Genomic DNA, 18,665 nt, shown 5'->3' with positions numbered 1-18,665 from the left:
TGCTGAAAATTAGAAAGATGTCAAAAGTTGTATTAATCACCGGAGCATCGTCTGGAATAGGACGTGCTATAGCGAGCTATCTACACGAAAAATCTTACGTCGTTTACGGAACGAGTAGAAATCCAAAAGGAGGGGAGTTTCCTTTTGCCATGGTTGCACTAGACGTAACTAAAAAAGAGACGATAACTACCGCTGTAGCCGAAGTGATAGCCAAAGAAGGACGCATAGACGTGCTAGTGAACAATGCTGGGAAAGGAATTACCGGACCCATTGAAGATACGCCAACGGATGAGATGCGATCTAATTTTGAAACGAATTTTTTCGGTGCTATCGACGTAATAAAGGCGGTACTTCCTGCTATGAGAAAACAAGGAAGTGGGGTCGTGGTCAACGTGACCTCAATAGCGGGATATATGGGATTGCCCTTTCGAGGTATTTACTCAGCGAGTAAAGGCGCTTTTGAATTGGTCACTGAAGCACTGAGTATGGAAGTGAAACCATTTGGCATTCGCGTGGTTTCGGTTGCACCAGGTGATTTCGCTACAAATATTGCGGCTGGACGTTATCATACCCCTGTTTTTGAAGATTCGGCTTATAAAAAGGTATATCGCGAAAATTTGGATTTGATGGATGCTCATGTCGATGAGGGAGCGGACCCGAAAATGATGGCAGCTGCGATTCACGAGGTGATTACCAAAAAATCAGGGAAAATTCATTACAAGGTTGGTGGGTTTATGGAAAAGTTCTCCATTGTGCTCAAGAGAATATTACCTGACCGCCTATACGAAAAACTCCTGATGAACCACTATAACTTATAGTCTTGTCATAGAGGAACTCCGTAAAAAAATATCGATTATTCTTTTAAAATACTTAAAGTAATTGATTTTAGCTGAGTATCTTTGCCACTTGAAAAATAGATAAATCTGAACACAACTTAATTAATAATATATATGAAGTTTTTTATAGACACGGCCAACCTAGATCAAATTAGAGAAGCGCAAGCTTTAGGAATTTTGGATGGAGTAACTACCAACCCATCATTGATGGCTAAGGAAGGAATTACAGGAGAAGAGAATATTAAAAATCACTACAAAGCAATTTGCGAAATTGTAGAAGGTGACGTTTCTGCTGAGGTAATTGCTACTGATTTTGAAGGTATGGTAAAGGAAGGAGAAGAGCTCGCTGCCTTACATCCTCAAATCGTTGTGAAGTTACCAATGATTGCTGATGGAGTGAAAGCTTGTAAGTACTTTTCGGATAAAGGAATCAAAACTAACGTAACCTTAGTATTCTCTGCAGGACAAGCTTTATTAGCTGCAAAAGCTGGAGCTACTTACGTGTCTCCATTTATCGGACGTTTGGATGATATTTCAACAGATGGATTGAATTTAATTTCTGAAATCCGTCAAATCTATGATAATTACCTTTTTGATACTGAGATTTTAGCAGCTTCTGTTCGTCACACGATGCACGTTATCGATTGTGCGAAAATTGGAGCAGATGTTATGACTGGACCATTAAGCGCTATTTCAGGATTGTTAAAGCACCCATTAACGGATATTGGGTTAGAAAAATTCTTAGCAGACTACAAAAAAGGAAACTAGTTTTTCCAAATCAAATAAATTTAAAGTCAGAGGGAATTCCAATGTAATGATTGGAACCTCTGACTTTTTTGTCCTTGTAAACAGTCGGTTTTAAACGAGGAAGTTCGTACCTTTGTAAACAGAAGAAATGTATCCAGAAAAACCTTTAGCACAAATCGTAATTGCGGCTTGCCAACAACGTGGCATTGCCGAGGTCGTAATTTCTCCAGGCTCTAGAAATGCCCCGTTAACAGTGGGCTTTCACAACCATCCTGACATTCAAGCGTACAGTGTGGTCGATGAACGCTGTGCCGCATTTTTCGCCTTGGGAATCGCGCAACAACAGCAACGTCCTGTAGCATTAGTTTGTACTTCTGGTTCAGCCTTGTTAAATTATTACCCCGCAGTTGCCGAAGCTTTTTACAGTAAAATCCCTTTGGTGGTGATTTCTGCTGACCGACCAGCACATCTCATCGATAGAGGAGATGGACAAACCATTCGTCAAAAAGGGGTCTTCGCAAATCACATTTTAGCAGAAGCAAATTTGGAGGAAGGAGAAGGTACGGATGAAGCGAATGCACAAAAAGTGATGAGCGTACTGAGAATTGCTAAAGAGCAGCGAGGTCCCGTTCACATCAACGTGCCTTTTGATGAGCCTTTGTATACGACAGTACCTGCAATAGATACTGAGGTCATGGCAACGGTAGCCCAATACGTGGAAACTCGTGATCAAGAGACTCGCCAAGAGCTTATTGATTGGGAGGAGGTAGCGTCTGTATGGACTTCGTCAAAAAAGAAACTGGTACTCATTGGTGTCCATGATCCCTCTGCAGAATTCCAGCGCGTAATTGACGAGTTAAAGAAGGACCCTTCCGTACTGATCATGACCGAGACAACCTCAAATATTGCGGCTGATGGGACTATCAATAGTATTGATCAACTGATAACTCCATTAGATGAGGAGGCTTTTAAAGCCCTGGAACCCGATCTGTTAGTTACGATGGGAGGTCTTGTCGTTTCTAAGAGGATTAAACAGTTTTTAAGAGCTTATAAGCCCAAATTACACTGGCATATTGATGCCTTAAATGCTTTGGATACCTACTTTTGTTTAACACAGCACATAGCAGAGCATCCATGGGAATTTTTTCCGAAATTACTAGGTGGAGTATCTCTAGTGATGGAAGGATCGTATCAACAAACTTGGTTAGCGGAAAAGGCTCGACGCATTTTGCAGCACAAACGTTATATGGCGGAAGTTCCTTTTAGCGATTTATGGGTGTTTCAAGAGCTTTTATCTTCGTTACCCAAGGAGGTGCAGTTACAAATTAGCAACAGCTCTTCTATACGCTACGCGCAATTGTTTTCATTAGACGATACGCTTACCGTTTTTTGTAATAGAGGAACTAGTGGAATTGACGGAAGTACCTCTACAGCGGTTGGAGCAGCAGTAGCCTCTGACCGACCAACCGTATTAATTACTGGAGATGTGAGTTTTTACTACGATAGTAATGCCCTTTGGAATCAATACATTCCAGCGAGTTTTAGAATCGTAATCCTCAATAATTCGGGAGGAGGAATCTTTAAAATTATTCCCGGTCCGAAAAAGACCAATGCCTTGGAATACTTTGAAACACCGCATTCATTGACTGCTGAACATTTGGCAATGACCTATGGCTTTGGCTACCGTAGTGCCAGCACCAAAGAAGGTTTGGAAGAGGTGCTGAACGATTTTTATGTCACCTCAGTACAACCCCAGATTTTGGAGGTTTTTACGCCTGCGGAGGTCAATGATGAACTATTAAAAAAATATTTTAAAAACTTATAACATGTTACAAGAAGGACAAGAAGTTGATTTAATCATAGGAGTACGTACCCACTTGGGATACACCGTATTGATCAACGAAGAAATAGAGGGCCTACTTTACAAAAACGAAGTGTTCACCGAATTGGAAGAGGGCATGCACGTCAAAGGATACGTAAAAAAACTTCGAGAAGATGAAAAAGTAGATGTATCGTTACAACCCCAAGGCTTTAAAAATGTAATCGACGCGGACGTCACGAAAGTGTTAGAAAAATTAAAGCAAAAAGACGGGGTATTACTCTTGACAGATAAAAGCTCTCCCGAAGCCGTTAAGTTTCAACTACAAATGAGTAAAAAGGCATTCAAGAGAGCTATTGGTACGCTGTACAAACAGCGCGTAATTTCTTTGGAAAAAGATTGTATTCGATTGATACAAAAATAAAGCTAGCAGCATAGGGGTAGCGACTTAGGTCGCTGACTCGTGCATGCGATTTGACTAGCGGTTACCGCCGTCACCACCTTCTTCTTCATCCGGATTGTTTTCTTCTTCTTCAGGGGTTTCTTCGGGAGCCAATTCAGGATCCGCAGCTTTCTGCTTTTCCAATAAACTGTTAACACGAATAATATTTTCGTAAAAATCGTTCGCGTTAGGATCAGAAGGGTCCATTTTACCATAGGCGGCCTTGTAATAAAAATCAGCTTTTTCGTAGTCTTTACCTATTTCATAAAATTTACCGATATAAAAATCTCCTAAATGTAAATCAGGGTATTTGATCATCACAAAATCACCCAATACTCGAAGGTAATCACCGTTTTGTTTATCGATAACAATACCTTCAATAGCATAGACATCGTCCAATCGGACATTCATATTGGAACCGTATAAATACTGGATGTCAAGATATTTTTTTTCTAAGTATTTAATAGCGTCAAGCGGATCTAAGTCTTTTACTTTGGTCTCGTATTCTTCTTTGGTGATTTTTGAATACAGTGCAAACATCTCTGTGAATGCCCTAGGAATAGTTTCACTGATGGTAGCTAAAAAACTAGGGGAGCTTTGAAACTTGTCGAAGGTAAACTTCAAATTTTCTGATTCAAAAGACGAGAGGTAAGTACCGATGTTGTTAAAACGATCATAGAGCTCTTTTGTAGTTTGTTTCTCGGAGTTACTCGCATAAATAAAGTAACTGTTGTCAATACTACCCAAGCGCTTTAGGGTATACGATTTAATAATTTCTGGAGAGAATTGAGCAAATTCAGGTGTAGCGCAGATATAGGCATTGAAAATAGGCTGGGCTTCTTTCAGGTAATGCGTAAGAAAGTTAGCGCCTTTTCCTTCCCCTACGATGGTCATGAATGGAGAGGTTTTAAAATTAGCCTCCATATACGGAAGGAGTTCGTGCTTGATAAAGTTGTAAAAATGACCTGAACGCGAAGTGAGTAAATTGGTCGCTGGAACTATGGAAACGTCCTTTGCATAGGTTCCGGTCATGTCGATTCCTACCACAATCTGACGTGGTGCCTTGTCGGCATTGGCAAAGAGTTTTGCATTACCCACGTACAAATCAAATAAGTATTCGCTTCCTAAAACAACGGCAACTGGATAGTTAGCCGTTAAATCTTTGTCGTAGTTTTTGGGTAGATATATTTTTACCTTGCGCTTTCTTTTTAATTCTTTAGAGTCGATAGATTTGGTGATGACTTTCTGAGAAAACACATTCACCGAAACACAAAGCGCACATATGAGGGATAGGTATTTCATAGGGATTCGTTTATATGGTCAAATATAAAAAAGAAATTAAGTTATATTGTTATTTTTGCTTTCTATAACGATAATAGTTTAAAATTATGATACAACCTGACTGGAAAACAGTAAAGGAATATGAAGATATTACTTACAAGAAATCAAACGGTGTTGCTAGAATTGCGTTTAACAGACCCAATGTCAGAAACGCCTTTCGTCCGCACACGACGAGCGAGTTGTTAGATGCGTTTAAGGATGCACATGAAGATACTTCTATCGGAGTTGTGTTATTATCAGCAGAAGGGCCTTCTACGAAAGACGGTGTTTGGAGTTTCTGTTCTGGAGGTGATCAGAAGGCAAGAGGTCATCAAGGATATGTAGGACAAGATGGATACCATCGTTTAAATATCCTGGAGGTACAGCGATTGATTCGTTTTATGCCCAAAGCCGTTATTTGTGTCGTTCCAGGATGGGCAGTAGGAGGAGGTCACAGTTTACACGTGGTTTGTGATTTGACGCTAGCGAGTAAAGAACAGGCTATTTTTAAACAAACAGATGCGGACGTTACTTCATTTGATGCTGGATATGGATCGGCGTATTTAGCGAAAATGGTAGGACAGAAAAAAGCGAGGGAGATCTTTTTCCTCGGTAGAAATTACTCTGCCCAAGAAGCTTATGAAATGGGAATGGTCAATGCCGTAATTCCTCACGATGAATTAGAATCAACGGCCTATGAGTGGGCACAGGAAATTTTAGCGAAATCTCCAACTTCAATTAAAATGTTGAAATTCGCTATGAATTTGACAGATGATGGTATGGTTGGACAGCAAGTATTTGCAGGTGAAGCTACCCGATTAGCCTACATGACAGAGGAAGCCAAAGAAGGTAGAGATGCGTTCTTAGAAAAACGCAAGCCTAACTTTGAGAAAAAGTGGATTCCATAGCAGATATAAAATCGCCTTGTAAACAACGTGTTTACAAGGTTCTTTTTTTAACTGAGACGATACTTAATTAAGATACGAATGAAAATTATATGCATAGGTCGAAATTACGCGAAACACATTGCTGAATTAGCGAATGAACGACCAGAAAATCCCGTGGTTTTTTTAAAACCCGATTCGGCCATTTTACCTAAAAAAATGCCGTTCTTCATCCCTACTTTCTCTGAAGATATACACTATGAAGTAGAGGTACTTGTGAAAATTAACAAAGTCGGAAAACACATTTCTCCGAAATTTGCCCCTAAGTATTACGATACCATTGGTCTTGGAATCGATTTTACCGCTCGCGATGTGCAAAGTGAATGCAAGGCTAAAGGATTGCCTTGGGAAAAGGCAAAAGCTTTTGACGGAAGCGCAGTGGTTGGTGAATTTTTTCCAAAAGAAGCCTTTGATCTCGAAAAGTTGCCTTTCCAATTATGGAAGAACGACGAAGTAGTTCAAGACGGAAATACCGAAAATATGCTGTGGAAAATAGATGAACTCATCAGTTATGTTTCGCAGTATTTTACGTTGAAAAAAGGCGATATTATTTTTACGGGAACTCCGGCAGGTGTAGGTCCTGTAAAAGATGGAGATGTTCTAAAAGGTGTCATAGACGGAAAGGAAGCATTTTCGATTAAAATCAAATAAGCGTGCCACTGGGGTTAGTACTATTCCTGTTTATCAGTAAGAAATTTTTTGACATAGCTAAAATTTGTCACAAACCTAGGTGGTGAGCGGCTATTTTAGGAATCATTTTTTATGCGGGAGCTTTGGTACTAGGAATTATTCTGGGCCTGATTGCCTTTGTATTCGATTCCCAGTTTTTAGAGGGAACCAGTGGTTCTGGCTATGCGTTAATAGTGATGTCAGCGGAGATAGCTTTCTGTTACCTCTCGTATTATTTGTTAGAAAGTAATGGGAAAGGCAAGCCAAACAGCGTGAGCCTAATATTAATGAAATAGGAAAGTCATAAAGATGAAAGCAGAAATTATAACTATTGGCGATGAAATTCTCATCGGTCAAATTGTCGATACCAATTCACATTGGATTGCAGGTGAGTTGACAAAAATAGGAGTGTCGGTATTTCAAATATCGTCTATTCAGGATGATCGAACTCACATATTAAACGCGTTAGAGGAAGCGCAATCCCGCGCGGATATTGTCATTATTACAGGAGGCTTGGGTCCGACGAAAGACGATATCACAAAAAAGACTATTGCGTCCTACTTTAATGATACCGAAGTTGTGGAATACCCAGAGGTCATCGAAAACATCAAAAGGATCTTGAACAAGGTAAAGCACCCTTTTAACGAGGTACAACGCTACCAAGCGCAGTTGCCGTCAAAAGCGACCTTATTGATGAATCGTTTCGGAACAGCACCAGGGATGTGGTTTGAGGAAGCGGAGACTGTTTTTGTTTCACTGCCGGGAGTCCCTTATGAGATGAAAGGACTTATTACCTATGAAGTCCTGCCGAGGTTACAACAGCGTTTTGACCTTCCTTTTATTCAAAATTTTACCTTAATGACTTATGGTACAGGGGAAAGCATTATTGCGGAGCGTATTGAAGCTTGGGAAGATGCCTTGCCTCAGGAGATCAAATTGGCGTATTTGCCTTCCTTTGGAAGGGTGCGTTTGCGCTTAACGGGAAAAAGCAAGGATGAGGAAACACTCAGCACATTGATGAAGCAAAAGCAAGAAGAGTTAGCTTCGATGTTATCAGATATTATTGCGGGGAGTGAGAATGGTATGTCATTGGAAAAGCAAGTAGGGATATTACTACAAGAGCGTGAGCAAAGCTTAGGGACAGCAGAGAGTTTAACAGGAGGTAAAATTGCAGCTACCCTGGTTGAGGTACCGGGATCTTCCGCTTATTTTAAAGGAGGAATGATTACCTATACGGCGGCGTTAAAACAGCAATTGCTGGACGTTAAAGAAGCTACTATTGACACTTTTACTGTGGTAAGTAAAGAAGTGGCAGCAGAGATGGCTACAGGGGCATTAAAGGTGTTAAAAACGGATTATGCAATTGCCGTGACGGGTAATGCGGGTCCTACTACGGATCACAATGATAAAAGTGTAGGATTGGTGTATATTGCACTAGCAAATAAAGAGGGGGTTGAGGTACAGGAGTTTAACTTTGGTCAACCTCGTGAAAAGGTGATAAATAGGACGGTGACAAAGTCTTTAGAGCTCTTGCAAAAAAAGATTCTAAAAAATTAATACAGAATATTTTGTTTAATTCTGCGAAAAGTTCGTATATTTGCACCTCGTTTAGAAATAACACTAAAAACTGTCAAGAAGATGTCTAGAGTTTGTGAATTAACAGGAAAAAAAGCGATGGTAGGTAACAATGTATCACACGCTTTAAATAGAACTAAAAGAAAATTTAACGCTAATTTAATGACTAAGCGTTTCTATATTCCAGAAGAGGATAAATGGGTAATATTAAAAGTGTCTGCTTCTGCATTAAAAAATATTAATAAAAAAGGAATCTCTGCTGTTATCAAAGAAGCTAGAGAAAAAGGTTTCTTAACAAAATAATTCCTTACTAGATAAAATTTTAGAGAGATGGCAAAAAAAGGAAACAGAGTTCAAGTAATTTTAGAATGTACTGAGCACAAAGCTTCTGGTCAACCAGGAACTTCACGTTATATCACTACAAAGAATAAGAAGAACACTCCGGACAGAATGGAATTAAAGAAATTTAATCCAATCTTGAAGAAGATGACAGTTCATAAAGAAATTAAATAATTACCGATTTTTAATGGTTAAATGTCTTGTGCATTTGATATTAAAAACAAATACCTTATAAGGACATGGCAAAGAAATCAGTAGCAACTTTACAAACAGGTTCAAAGAGATTAACCAAAGCTATCAAAATGGTAAAGTCTCCAAAATCAGGAGCTTACACATTTGTTGAAGCTATTATGGATCCTACACAAGTAAATGACTTTTTAGCTAAAAAGTAATCTTGTAAACAGTTTAGAATAAAGCTACTTTCAATACTTTTGAAAGTAGCTTTTTTTATGTGTTAAAAAACTGTATTTTTGGACGTTACCCATAAGGACGTCAGGTCTGTCGGAAAATGTATGAATGCGCTCTCAGTTATGTAACAGTGACGCTCAGTACCGGTCGATAAATGACAATTTGGCGCTTACGTGGTTTTTGGTATAATTTTTAACCTATTAGAAGCGATAGTAAAATTTAAACATGAGTTTTTTTAAGAAAATTTTCTCAAAAGAGAAGAAGGAAACCCTCGATAAAGGACTAGAGAAGACGAAGTCTAGTTTCTTTTCTAAGTTATCAAAAGCCGTTGCAGGAAAGTCGAAAGTAGATGATGATGTTTTAGATAATTTAGAGGAAGTATTGGTATCATCTGATGTAGGGGTTGAGACCACCTTAAAAATTATTGATCGTATTGAAGCTCGCGTGTCTCGTGATAAATATTTGGGAACCGATGAGTTGAATAAAATACTTCGTGAAGAAATTGCAGGATTGCTTTCTGAAACCAACACAGGTGATGAAACGGATTTTGTAGTACCTGCCAAAACCAAGCCTTATGTGTTGATGGTGGTTGGTGTGAATGGAGTTGGAAAGACAACCACGATTGGAAAATTAGCTTCGCAGTTTAAGAAAAAAGGACTAAAAGTAGTTTTAGGAGCTGCAGATACCTTTAGAGCTGCCGCTATTGATCAGTTACAAGTATGGGCTGATAGAACCGAAGTGCCAATTGTACGTCAAGAAATGGGCTCTGACCCAGCGTCCGTCGCTTATGATACTGTTATGTCGGGTGTGAATCAAGATGCTGATGTAATTATTATTGATACAGCTGGACGTTTACACAATAAGGTGAATTTGATGAATGAGCTTTCTAAAATTAAACGCGTGATGCAAAAGGTAATTCCTGATGCCCCACATGATGTATTGCTCGTTTTGGACGGTTCTACCGGACAAAATGCCTTTGAACAAGCAAAACAATTTACAAAAGCAACTGAGGTAACCTCTCTGGCCGTGACTAAGTTGGACGGTACAGCAAAAGGAGGTGTGGTTATCGGAATTTCTGACCAGTTTAAAATTCCCGTAAAGTATATCGGTGTCGGAGAAGGTATTGATGATTTACAGGTATTTAATAAGTTTGAATTTGTAGATAGCTTTTTTAAATAGTAAAAATCTAACAAGAAATAAAAGACAAAAGAGTTGTGCAGTAGCACAGCTCTTTTTGTTTTATATTTGAGTATCAATTTAATACCCATGAGAATTTTATTTTTAGGTACAGTGCTACTGTCGATGATGGTGGCATGTAAAGCCAAAAAAGAAGAAGTAATTGAAGACAAGGTTTTTTCAACAACAGATTCCTTACTGATTGCAAGGTCTAAAACGCAAGAGAATCCGAGATTGCAGTTTGCGTTAGTTCATTCGTATAGCCATGCCGTTAGTAATGAGTTGATTCCTTTTGAAGAGGCCTTATTAGACTTTACCGCAGAAGATTATCAACAGCTGGCCCCATTGGTGATAGGAAAGAGTATCTCAGAAATTCAGCAAGCTGTAGCAGAGAAGAAATTGAGCTATGAAGCGCTGACCTTAGTGTATTTATACAGAATTCAGCTTTATGAAACGGATGCAAAAAAGTCATTACAAGCCATAATTTCCCTGAACAAAGAAGTATTAGCGCAAGCCCGTGCTAAAGATCAGGCCTATGCAAGTATGAAACAGCGTCCTCTACTGTATGGAATCCCCGTGTTGTTAAAGGATAATATAGAGGCGGATTGGTCGGCAACTACTGCAGGAGCGGAAGTTTTAGCAGGTAATACGACCGAAAATGACGCGTTTATTACCCGACAATTACGGAAGGCAGGAGCGCTGATTTTAGGAAAGGCAAATTTGAGTGAATGGGCTTATTTTTTCTGTGAAAATTGTCCTCTGGGCTACAGTGCCGTCGGTGGGCAAACACTCAATCCTTTTGGTAGAGGTCAATTTGAGTCAGGAGGGTCGAGTTCTGGAAGTGCCGTAGCAATGGCAGTGAACTACGCTGCGTTGGCAGTGGGTTCCGAAACGTCAGGTTCTATTATATCACCTGCTGCTCAGAATAGTATTGTTGGATTGAAACCGACCATAGGAGTTTTGAGCAGAACGGGAATCGTTCCGATATCTCACGATCTAGATACCCCAGGCCCCATGGGGATCTGTGTCGAGGATGTAGCCTTAGGGCTTGAAGCCATGCAAGGGTTGGATACAGCCGACGAAAGCATGGAGGAACAGGGGGCGCAGAAGTACAGTAATTTTGAGAAATCTGAAGATTTTCTTCAAGGAAAGAAAATCGGAGTGCTAAAAGGGCTCTTATCGGATTCGCTATATGTGAAAGCAACGGATTTTTTCAAAAGACAAGGAGCAGAACTCGTGGTTTTGGCTCCAGAGAATCCAGACTTTGACGGCTTTTTGACGTGGCTGACCGCAGATATGAAACGCGATTTACCTAAGTATCTAACTACGCGTGCTGCAGCGGGAGTCTCCGTGAAAAACGTTGAAGAAATACTTGCATTTAACCGCGATGATTTGACGATCCGTGCGCCTTATGGACAGCAACTATTAGAAGGAATCGTTGAAGATAACACCAGTGATGATGAATTAAACGCGATTAAAAAGAAGCTGAGAGCTGTGGGAACTCAGTACTTTGAGGCCTTGCTTTCTGGAAAGGTAGATGTCGTTATCTCTGTAAATAATTGGCATTCCGGAGTAGCTGCAGTTGCCAACCTTCCCTGTTTAACCGTTCCTTCTGGGCTTAAGAGTACGGGAGAACCTCAGGGATTGACCTTTATAGGGAAAGGATTTACAGAAAGATCTTTACTGGCCTTCGGATATGCCTACGAACGAGGAACGCAAAGGAGAAGTATTCCTGAAAACTATTGAGTTGGCTTCTAATTAAGTCATTAAAAAATCATACTTTTGCAAACCGAATTTTTTATAAGATGCGTACAAAAACAACAAAACAAAACAAAATTAACGTGGTTACTTTAGGCTGTTCTAAAAATGTATACGACAGTGAGGTGTTGATGGGACAATTAAAAGCCAATGGTAAAGACGTAGTACACGAGGATGAGAATGATGAAGGAAACATCGTTGTAATTAATACTTGCGGTTTTATAGGTAAAGCAAAGGAAGAGAGTGTAGATACGATATTGCACTACGCGCAAAAGAAAGAAGCTGGACAAGTAGATAAAGTTTTTGTTACGGGGTGTTTAAGTGAGCGATACAAGCCCGATTTAGAGAAAGAAATCACGAATGTGGATCAGTATTTCGGAACGCATGATTTGCCTAACTTATTGAAACATTTGGAAGCAGATTACAAACACGAACTCATCGGTGAGCGTTTGACAACTACACCAAAACACTATGCGTACTTAAAAATTGCCGAAGGTTGTGATCGCCCGTGTTCGTTTTGCGCAATTCCATTGATGCGAGGTAAACACAAGTCAACACCGATCGAAGAGTTGGTGATTGAAGCGACAAAACTCGCGGAAAAGGGGATTAAAGAACTCATGCTAATCGCTCAAGATTTGACTTATTACGGGTTGGATTTGTACAAAAAACGAGCCTTAGCTGACCTGTTAAAAGCTTTGGTAAAAGTAAATGGTATCGAGTGGATTCGTTTGCATTATGCTTTTCCTACTGGGTTTCCAGTTGACGTACTGGAGGTGATGAAAAACGAACCTAAGGTTTGTAACTATTTGGACATTCCTTTACAGCATATCAATACAGAGATTCTAAAGTCGATGAAACGTGGTACTACCCACGAAAAAACGACTGCCTTAATCAAAAAATTCAGAGAATACGTACCTAATATGGCCATTCGAACAACCTTGATTGTCGGATATCCAGGAGAAACGGAAGCGCAGTTCCAAGAGTTAAAAGATTGGGTAGAAGAAATGCGTTTTGAACGCTTAGGAGCGTTTGAATATTCGCATGAAGAAAATACTGGGGCCTACAATCTAGAGGATGATGTTCCTGCCGATGTCAAGTTCCGTCGTGTAAATGAAATCATGGAGGTACAATCGCAAATTTCATGGGAATTAAACCAAGAAAAGATCGGAAATACCTATCGTTGTTTGTTCGACAGAAAAGACGGAGAATATTTCTACGGAAGGACAGAGTTTGATTCACCAGATGTGGATAATGATGTTATTGTAAATGCCAAGGAGCACTATATCAAACTCGGAGAGTTTATCGATATTGAAATTGTAGATGCAGGTGATTTTGACTTGTATGGTGTTCCTGTAAAGTCGTAACTTTAGCGGGTAAAAATACCCGTAAGGAGTGGACAAATTAAGAGCATTTATTTTAAAATACGTGGATATTCCAGAGCAAGAGCTCAGGGATATCCTTTCTTTTTTTCAAGAGAAATCACTGGCAAAAGATAAGTTTATCATGAAAAAGGAGCAGGTGGTAACGGAGTATTACTTTATCGCCTCAGGAGGGCTTATTATTTACGAACTTATTCAGGAGGTTCAATACACGCGGTATTTAGCTTTTGAAAATGAGTTCATCGGTGACATTTCTAGGCTTAAAAGCCATACGCGCTCCTCGTCGTACATCAAGGCCTTGGAAGATACTTTGGTCTATAGTATTTCCCATCAGGAAATGGAACGCTTGTACGATAGGTATCCAAAATGGCAAAAGTTTGGCCGTCTTTTATGGGAAGATGCCTTTGCGAGTGTACTCCGTGGAGTTCACAATTTTCAAACGCTTACGGCCAAGGAACGCTATTTGGACCTCCTCAAGAGATCCGATTTGATTTTTAGGGTTCCGCTTAAAGATTTAGCATTTTTTTTAGGAATCACACCCCAGTCTTTGAGTCGTATTCGAAAGGAAATAAGCGCACAGAAGTAGCCGTGACTACGTAATTATCATTTGGTAATTTTCACAGGAGGATTTTGATAAATCTTTGTAGTGAATTTAAAATACTACCAAAATGATACAGAGAATTATCGGGCTTTTATGTGCCTTCTTTAGCCTAGCTACCCATGCTCAGGTAACCGGTGAGCTTTTTAGCTTACCCAGAGACCGGGCCTTGTTTTACTTACATTATACACCGTTTTCCGATACGGACAATACAACTACTGAAAACTACCAACGCTACAGCACTAAAATAGGTCTCCCAGCCCTTCGAACAGCGAAATTTCAGTGGTACAGTACCGTAGGAGCCGATATTCATCGTTTACCCGATATTGCAACGACAACTCCTTTTACTTCGAATGCCTCTTTGTATTCGGTAAACTACAGCGGATTACTTCGCTATTCCGTAGCCAAAAATTGGTCGATCAATGCCTTGGTACTGCCTCATGTTAACGGAGCATTTCAGGAAGCCTATCAACGCGACAATTTGAGATTTAATGGAATTCTATTCGGGGAGAAACGCTTTAATACACGACGTTCCGATCGATACTTTATAGTGAGTTTTGGTGTTGGCTATCTGACCTTAGAAGGAAAAACTACCGTAAATCCAGTGCTGAATATTGCGGGAAGTTTTTCGAAAAAACTGTCCTTTGCAATCGGAGTTCCTCACAGTTATATCCGCTATAATTTCCATCCGAAACACAGTGTCAGAGCGGTCGGTGATTTAAATGATATTAGCGTATATAGAACTGCAAATGTCGCTGGAAAATCCGTGGCTCGTAAAACTATTTTTACTTCGGGAACGGTAGGAGTGGAGTATACCTATTGGCTCAGTAAGAAATTTGGACTTCAGGTAAAAGGAACCACTGCTGTGTATGAAAAATATCACTGGAAGGAAACCGATGATACGATAGTGCGTCGAATGGTAAAACCCTTTGCCACTTATCTCAGTTTTGGTATCACCTATAATCCGTTTCAATGGTAACAGAAAATCAATCCGTTTTAATTCAAAAGAAGTTTCGAGGAAATCAGCTTTTGAAAATGAGCATTCCAGCCTATTTTTTTCCAGCCATTTCGGCAGGATGTGGAGCTTGGATTACTGGGAATTCTGCGTTGCTATACGCAAGTGTTACCAGTATCGCAATACCGTCGTTAGTTGCCACAGTAGTGAGTTTTGCTTTGTTGTATAGCTGTCGCAATTATTATCGTAATGGACGTGCGAGCTGGCCTTTGCTATTGAGTATACTCCTTACAGTTTTAGGAGGAGCAATACTGTTGATACAAGTTATGAATTGGTGGTCAATGGCCCTAGATATACTCCTCTCGAGCACGATAGGAGCAGTACTGTGTTTGTTAAAATTAAGAAGGCTATGAAAAAGGAAATAGCAGAAGGTAAAACCGTGGTGGTATTTGGAGCCACTGGAACTGTGGGGAGCCCTTTAGTACGATACCTACTAGAACAAAAATGTCGAGTTCGTGCCGTATTGAGCAATCCGAGGAGAAAATTGCCTAAGTCTTGGCTAGACTATGGCGATTTACTGGCTACAGTGGCCGTGGATTTGAATTGTAAGAAAAGTATTGCGGCAGTTTGTCGAGCATCGGATGCTGTTTTTTTACTCACCGCTACCGATCCTAGGCAGGTAGATTACGAAATAGCTGTTATTTCGGTTTGTGAGGAACTGAACATAGGAACTTTGGTAAAGTTGTCGGCACCCGATATTCCGAGTACTATCCATGTAGAGGTGAGTGATTGGCATCGGATGATTGAAAAACGTTTGGAAACATCACCATTAAATTACGTATTGTTACAGCCCTGTTCATTTATGCAAAACTGGTCAAGAACAGCGTTTCCAATTAAGTTTTTTGGAAAGTTCTCCGGGATTATGGAGCAGGCAGCGCGTTGTTATGTCGACGCTCGTGACGTGGCAGAAATAGCGGCAAAATATTTGTTAGACCCTTCTCCCCACAACGGACTAGTGGTGCCTATACGTGGCCCTAAAGCTTATACGCATTACGAAGTGGCTGCATTGCTATCAGAAGTGACGGGTAGAAAAGTCCAATATGAAAATTTGACGAGGGCTGTTTTTTTGAAGCGGTTAACCAAGCAAGTAGGCCTTCCAGATTGGTTGGCGAGACACTTGGCAGAAATAGAAGTATTGGCTATTAAGAACCCTGAGAAGGGCGACAATTCTGTGACGGAAATACTAAATCGGAAGCCTAGGATTATGGAAGCGTATTTACAAGAAGAACGCCGGTTGTTTATGCCGCCTTGGAAACGATAAATTCAGTGATTGCCTCAGTGTTCACTGGGGCAATTTTAGCTGTTGGGACGCAGCGTAAAATAGAAGGTAGTTCCCTTACCTAATTCGCTTTCTAAACGAATCTCACCGCCGTAACCACTTACAATTTTTTGTACGATGGATAGTCCGATTCCTGTAGAGTCTTTGTTGTTGTCTAATTTTTGAAATACTTTAAAAATTTTATCGTGGTACTTGGGAGCAATACCTTTACCATTGTCTTGAACAAAGTATTCAAAACGGTTATTTCGTTCTGTAAATCCCACCTTGATAAGCCCCTGTTCTTTGTCATTGTACTTGATAGCGTTGCCAATGAGATTTTGGAAGAGCTGCTGTGTTCTGTAGAGGTCTCCTTGAATGATCGGAAAGTTTTTCTGAACCTCGATACGGATGTGCTGGGGTACTAGGGTGTGTTTTATAATTCCTTCAATGACCTTGTTTAAATCGATCAACGAGGTTTTAAAATCTTTAAAACGTATGGATGAGTATTCCAAAATTCCGCTAACTAAAGATTCCATTCGTTGAATGTGATCGCCAATTTGATTGATATAGCTGAGTGCTCCTTCACTGAGTTCATCACCGTGATCTTCCTGTACCCAAGATACAAGGGCATCGATATTTCGCAAGGGCGATTTTAAATCGTGCGAAACGATATGTGCATAGTCGTTGAGTTCTTTGTTGCGTTCTTCGAGGCGTTTCAGTAAAAATTGTTGGTTTTCATGTGCTTTACAGGCCTCTAAAGTAACGGCAAACTTGTTGATTACGGGCAGTAACTGACCTAGTTTTTTCTGATTCATGATTCCCCCTTTGGCATAGAGGAATAAATACCCTTCTGTGCCCAGACAAAAAATCGCTAAACTACCCGATTCTATGGTAATTGGGCAGACTTCTGCATAGTGATCTTCGTAATCCACCAGGGTGTATTTCTTAATATCTTTTAAAAAGCGCTCGAGTTCTTTGGGGAGTTTTTTTTTAAGTGTAGTTCCTTGAGGAATAGAAAACTCTTTAAAAAAACGACCGTCGTGCTCTGAGAGTATCCAACCTGCATTTAGGTTTCTCCTTTTGAGCAGCAGGGTTAAAAAATCGTCACAAGTAGTTTGATAGTTCAACGATTTACCTATACTCATCGCGTATTCGTAAAGCCGTAAAATATCTAAAATTTGATTTTCTTTCTCCATTTATTCAAACAGGCCTACTACGATGGTTTTGTTATAAAATTCTATATATCCGTTTCCGTACGAAGAAATCTCACCTAGGGTGAGTGCTCCTGTCATTGAAAGTTCTGGATATTTTTCATGGATGGTATTTGAAATGTTTTCCAATTCTGTTTTAAAGTTATCTTCTAAATATAAAACTCTGGAAATACAGTCGATTATAATTCCAGTTTTTGGGTTTTGTGCTTTGGAAAGACATTCGTTAGCGGCATCCTTTGCAGCCTGCAATAGCGAAGTCTGATCGCCTTTCATGATGTTGATTAAGGTGTTTTCTTCAACCTCGCCAATACACACCAAGGCTCCTTCTTTGTTTACTGTTAACGGATCCCGAATAATATAGTCAACACCTTGTTTAATAATACCTAAAGGATAGCCCTTGGCCAAGTCAAAAAAGTTATCATCATTAAAAGCGGTGTTGGTATCGGTTTCAACGATGTCTTTATACGTGTCAAATGGGGTGTCCCAATTAATTTCTTCCACGGTATTCTTCTCTGCTTTTGTAACGATATAGGGACCTTCTAATTTATTCCAACCGTGTTTTACTCCGATTGCAGATTTCATCGGAACTAAGCAATACACGGCGGCATCTTCAAAAAATCCTTCGCTTGAAAATACGCAAGGTTGCTGTTCTAAACTCAGACTACCCGCGCCACCGCCAAAATAGTTGGTTTTCATTCCGTATTTTTCATAGAGGGCTCCCAAATAGTTAGAAATATGTGAGGTGAGTCCGTCTACAAAAGTTACCAAACTGTAGTCTAGGGCTTCTTCAAACTGATAGGGAGCAATGGTGTATTCGCGTTTACTGATATCCCGAACGGTATAGATTTCATTGGTCTGATCAATAACAGCGACCACAATACCTTTTTCAAAAGCCTCATTATGTGCAATCACTTTTGGGAAAATAGCACCCATAAAATGAACTTCTTGCTGATTTAAGGCTTCAACGAGTTCAGTAACTTCGATTTCCGTATGCTCTCCCATGGAAAGCAACGCCGTTTTCCCCACAGCTTTCGCAGCGATACGTTGGGCGATTTCATTACAGTTGGTAGATTCGATAAACATAAAGCAAGTTTTTCTCTTGTTAAGATACTAAAAAAAGTGAACTAATTCTTTATGATTTCTTTGATAATCAAAAAAATATGGAGTCCTA

The 18,665-nt window shown here is 39.9% G+C and carries 20 protein-coding genes; 17 read left to right on the top strand and 3 right to left on the bottom strand.

Annotated features, from left to right (window positions below; translation table 11 throughout):
• Window positions 1-17: 17 nt before the first annotated feature.
• From ACKTS5_RS15760 to ACKTS5_RS15745, 4 genes are all read left to right on the top strand, one after another.
• A complete protein-coding gene (locus ACKTS5_RS15760; protein ID WP_408044854.1) occupies window positions 18-818 on the top strand; it encodes an SDR family oxidoreductase in 801 nt (266 codons plus the stop codon).
• Between the two features lie 132 nt (window positions 819-950).
• The gene (gene fsa / locus ACKTS5_RS15755; RefSeq protein WP_408044853.1) at window positions 951-1,604 is read left to right on the top strand and encodes a fructose-6-phosphate aldolase; all 654 of its coding nucleotides are present in this window, start codon (window positions 951-953) and stop codon (window positions 1,602-1,604) included.
• Between the two features lie 127 nt (window positions 1,605-1,731).
• On the top strand, window positions 1,732-3,408 hold the full coding sequence (gene menD, locus ACKTS5_RS15750; RefSeq protein WP_408044852.1) for a 2-succinyl-5-enolpyruvyl-6-hydroxy-3-cyclohexene-1-carboxylic-acid synthase: 1,677 nt from the start codon (window positions 1,732-1,734) through the stop codon (window positions 3,406-3,408).
• Between the two features lies 1 nt (window position 3,409).
• A complete protein-coding gene (locus tag ACKTS5_RS15745; protein ID WP_408044851.1) occupies window positions 3,410-3,826 on the top strand; it encodes a S1 RNA-binding domain-containing protein in 417 nt (138 codons plus the stop codon).
• A 54-nt stretch (window positions 3,827-3,880) separates the two neighbouring features.
• Here the strand turns inward: ACKTS5_RS15745 and ACKTS5_RS15740 are convergent, their stop codons facing one another.
• Window positions 3,881-5,146: an alpha/beta hydrolase gene (locus ACKTS5_RS15740; protein WP_408044850.1), complete on the bottom strand. Its 1,266-nt coding sequence runs from the start codon at window positions 5,144-5,146 to the stop codon at window positions 3,881-3,883.
• A gap of 86 nt (window positions 5,147-5,232) precedes the next feature.
• On the opposite strand from ACKTS5_RS15740, the gene ACKTS5_RS15735 reads away from it, so the two are divergent.
• From ACKTS5_RS15735 to ACKTS5_RS15675, 13 genes are all read left to right on the top strand, one after another.
• Window positions 5,233-6,072 carry a 1,4-dihydroxy-2-naphthoyl-CoA synthase gene (locus ACKTS5_RS15735; RefSeq protein WP_408044849.1) on the top strand — a complete coding sequence of 280 codons (840 nt, stop codon included), beginning with the start codon at window positions 5,233-5,235 and terminating at the stop codon, window positions 6,070-6,072.
• A 78-nt stretch (window positions 6,073-6,150) separates the two neighbouring features.
• A complete protein-coding gene (locus tag ACKTS5_RS15730; RefSeq protein WP_408044848.1) occupies window positions 6,151-6,759 on the top strand; it encodes a fumarylacetoacetate hydrolase family protein in 609 nt (202 codons plus the stop codon).
• 327 nt (window positions 6,760-7,086) lie between these two features.
• Window positions 7,087-8,334 carry a competence/damage-inducible protein A gene (locus ACKTS5_RS15725; protein ID WP_408044847.1) on the top strand — a complete coding sequence of 416 codons (1,248 nt, stop codon included), beginning with the start codon at window positions 7,087-7,089 and terminating at the stop codon, window positions 8,332-8,334.
• Window positions 8,335-8,415: 81 nt separating this feature from the next.
• The gene (gene rpmB, locus ACKTS5_RS15720; protein WP_408044846.1) at window positions 8,416-8,655 is read left to right on the top strand and encodes a 50S ribosomal protein L28; all 240 of its coding nucleotides are present in this window, start codon (window positions 8,416-8,418) and stop codon (window positions 8,653-8,655) included.
• 27 nt (window positions 8,656-8,682) lie between these two features.
• Complete coding sequence (gene rpmG / locus ACKTS5_RS15715; protein WP_013070733.1) at window positions 8,683-8,865, top strand: 50S ribosomal protein L33; 183 nt, start codon at window positions 8,683-8,685, stop codon at window positions 8,863-8,865.
• 65 nt (window positions 8,866-8,930) lie between these two features.
• Window positions 8,931-9,083, top strand: coding sequence for a DUF4295 domain-containing protein (locus tag ACKTS5_RS15710; protein WP_086030136.1), 153 nt, complete (start codon window positions 8,931-8,933; stop codon window positions 9,081-9,083).
• Window positions 9,084-9,324: 241 nt separating this feature from the next.
• On the top strand, window positions 9,325-10,278 hold the full coding sequence (gene ftsY / locus ACKTS5_RS15705; RefSeq protein WP_408044845.1) for a signal recognition particle-docking protein FtsY: 954 nt from the start codon (window positions 9,325-9,327) through the stop codon (window positions 10,276-10,278).
• Between the two features lie 87 nt (window positions 10,279-10,365).
• A complete protein-coding gene (locus tag ACKTS5_RS15700; protein WP_408044844.1) occupies window positions 10,366-12,021 on the top strand; it encodes an amidase family protein in 1,656 nt (551 codons plus the stop codon).
• Window positions 12,022-12,080: 59 nt separating this feature from the next.
• Window positions 12,081-13,397: a 30S ribosomal protein S12 methylthiotransferase RimO gene (gene rimO / locus ACKTS5_RS15695; RefSeq protein WP_408044843.1), complete on the top strand. Its 1,317-nt coding sequence runs from the start codon at window positions 12,081-12,083 to the stop codon at window positions 13,395-13,397.
• Window positions 13,398-13,425: 28 nt separating this feature from the next.
• The gene (locus ACKTS5_RS15690; protein ID WP_408044842.1) at window positions 13,426-13,998 is read left to right on the top strand and encodes a Crp/Fnr family transcriptional regulator; all 573 of its coding nucleotides are present in this window, start codon (window positions 13,426-13,428) and stop codon (window positions 13,996-13,998) included.
• A gap of 82 nt (window positions 13,999-14,080) precedes the next feature.
• Complete coding sequence (locus tag ACKTS5_RS15685) at window positions 14,081-14,989, top strand: hypothetical protein (RefSeq protein ID WP_408044841.1); 909 nt, start codon at window positions 14,081-14,083, stop codon at window positions 14,987-14,989.
• Window positions 14,983-15,378, top strand: a complete 396-nt coding sequence (locus ACKTS5_RS15680; RefSeq protein WP_408044840.1) for a hypothetical protein — start codon at window positions 14,983-14,985, stop codon at window positions 15,376-15,378. The genes ACKTS5_RS15685 and ACKTS5_RS15680 overlap by 7 nt, the downstream gene beginning before the upstream one ends.
• Window positions 15,375-16,286, top strand: a complete 912-nt coding sequence (locus ACKTS5_RS15675; RefSeq protein ID WP_408044839.1) for an NmrA family NAD(P)-binding protein — start codon at window positions 15,375-15,377, stop codon at window positions 16,284-16,286. Before ACKTS5_RS15680 ends, ACKTS5_RS15675 begins: the two co-directional genes overlap by 4 nt.
• A 35-nt stretch (window positions 16,287-16,321) precedes the next feature.
• Here ACKTS5_RS15675 and ACKTS5_RS15670 read toward each other — a convergent pair whose 3' ends face one another.
• Entirely contained in the window at window positions 16,322-17,479 is a 1,158-nt protein-coding gene (locus tag ACKTS5_RS15670) for a sensor histidine kinase (RefSeq protein ID WP_408044838.1), read from the bottom strand.
• Complete coding sequence (locus tag ACKTS5_RS15665; RefSeq protein WP_408044837.1) at window positions 17,480-18,577, bottom strand: FIST signal transduction protein; 1,098 nt, start codon at window positions 18,575-18,577, stop codon at window positions 17,480-17,482.
• Between the last annotated feature and the right edge of the window lie 88 nt (window positions 18,578-18,665).

The organism is Tenacibaculum litopenaei (assembly GCF_964514025.1).
Lineage (GTDB): Bacteria > Bacteroidota > Bacteroidia > Flavobacteriales > Flavobacteriaceae > Polaribacter > Polaribacter litopenaei.
This window is presented reverse-complemented; position numbering and strand designations above follow the sequence as displayed.

Bases quoted from the DNA above. Each gene is read 5' to 3' on its own strand.
- ACKTS5_RS15710 (WP_086030136.1), top strand. From the start codon at position 8,931: ATGGCAAAGAAATCAGTAGCAACTTTACAAACAGGTTCAAAGAGATTA.
- ftsY (WP_408044845.1), top strand. From the start codon at position 9,325: ATGAGTTTTTTTAAGAAAATTTTCTCAAAAGAGAAGAAGGAAACCCTC.
- ACKTS5_RS15740 (WP_408044850.1), bottom strand. From the start codon at position 5,146: ATGAAATACCTATCCCTCATATGTGCGCTTTGTGTTTCGGTGAATGTG.
- ACKTS5_RS15685 (WP_408044841.1), top strand. From the start codon at position 14,081: ATGATACAGAGAATTATCGGGCTTTTATGTGCCTTCTTTAGCCTAGCT.
- ACKTS5_RS15730 (WP_408044848.1), top strand. From the start codon at position 6,151: ATGAAAATTATATGCATAGGTCGAAATTACGCGAAACACATTGCTGAA.
- ACKTS5_RS15745 (WP_408044851.1), top strand. From the start codon at position 3,410: ATGTTACAAGAAGGACAAGAAGTTGATTTAATCATAGGAGTACGTACC.
- ACKTS5_RS15700 (WP_408044844.1), top strand. From the start codon at position 10,366: ATGAGAATTTTATTTTTAGGTACAGTGCTACTGTCGATGATGGTGGCA.
- rpmG (WP_013070733.1), top strand. From the start codon at position 8,683: ATGGCAAAAAAAGGAAACAGAGTTCAAGTAATTTTAGAATGTACTGAG.
- rimO (WP_408044843.1), top strand. From the start codon at position 12,081: ATGCGTACAAAAACAACAAAACAAAACAAAATTAACGTGGTTACTTTA.
- ACKTS5_RS15680 (WP_408044840.1), top strand. From the start codon at position 14,983: ATGGTAACAGAAAATCAATCCGTTTTAATTCAAAAGAAGTTTCGAGGA.
- ACKTS5_RS15665 (WP_408044837.1), bottom strand. From the start codon at position 18,577: ATGTTTATCGAATCTACCAACTGTAATGAAATCGCCCAACGTATCGCT.
- menD (WP_408044852.1), top strand. From the start codon at position 1,732: ATGTATCCAGAAAAACCTTTAGCACAAATCGTAATTGCGGCTTGCCAA.
- ACKTS5_RS15735 (WP_408044849.1), top strand. From the start codon at position 5,233: ATGATACAACCTGACTGGAAAACAGTAAAGGAATATGAAGATATTACT.
- ACKTS5_RS15675 (WP_408044839.1), top strand. From the start codon at position 15,375: ATGAAAAAGGAAATAGCAGAAGGTAAAACCGTGGTGGTATTTGGAGCC.
- ACKTS5_RS15670 (WP_408044838.1), bottom strand. From the start codon at position 17,479: ATGGAGAAAGAAAATCAAATTTTAGATATTTTACGGCTTTACGAATAC.
- ACKTS5_RS15725 (WP_408044847.1), top strand. From the start codon at position 7,087: ATGAAAGCAGAAATTATAACTATTGGCGATGAAATTCTCATCGGTCAA.
- fsa (WP_408044853.1), top strand. From the start codon at position 951: ATGAAGTTTTTTATAGACACGGCCAACCTAGATCAAATTAGAGAAGCG.
- ACKTS5_RS15760 (WP_408044854.1), top strand. From the start codon at position 18: ATGTCAAAAGTTGTATTAATCACCGGAGCATCGTCTGGAATAGGACGT.
- rpmB (WP_408044846.1), top strand. From the start codon at position 8,416: ATGTCTAGAGTTTGTGAATTAACAGGAAAAAAAGCGATGGTAGGTAAC.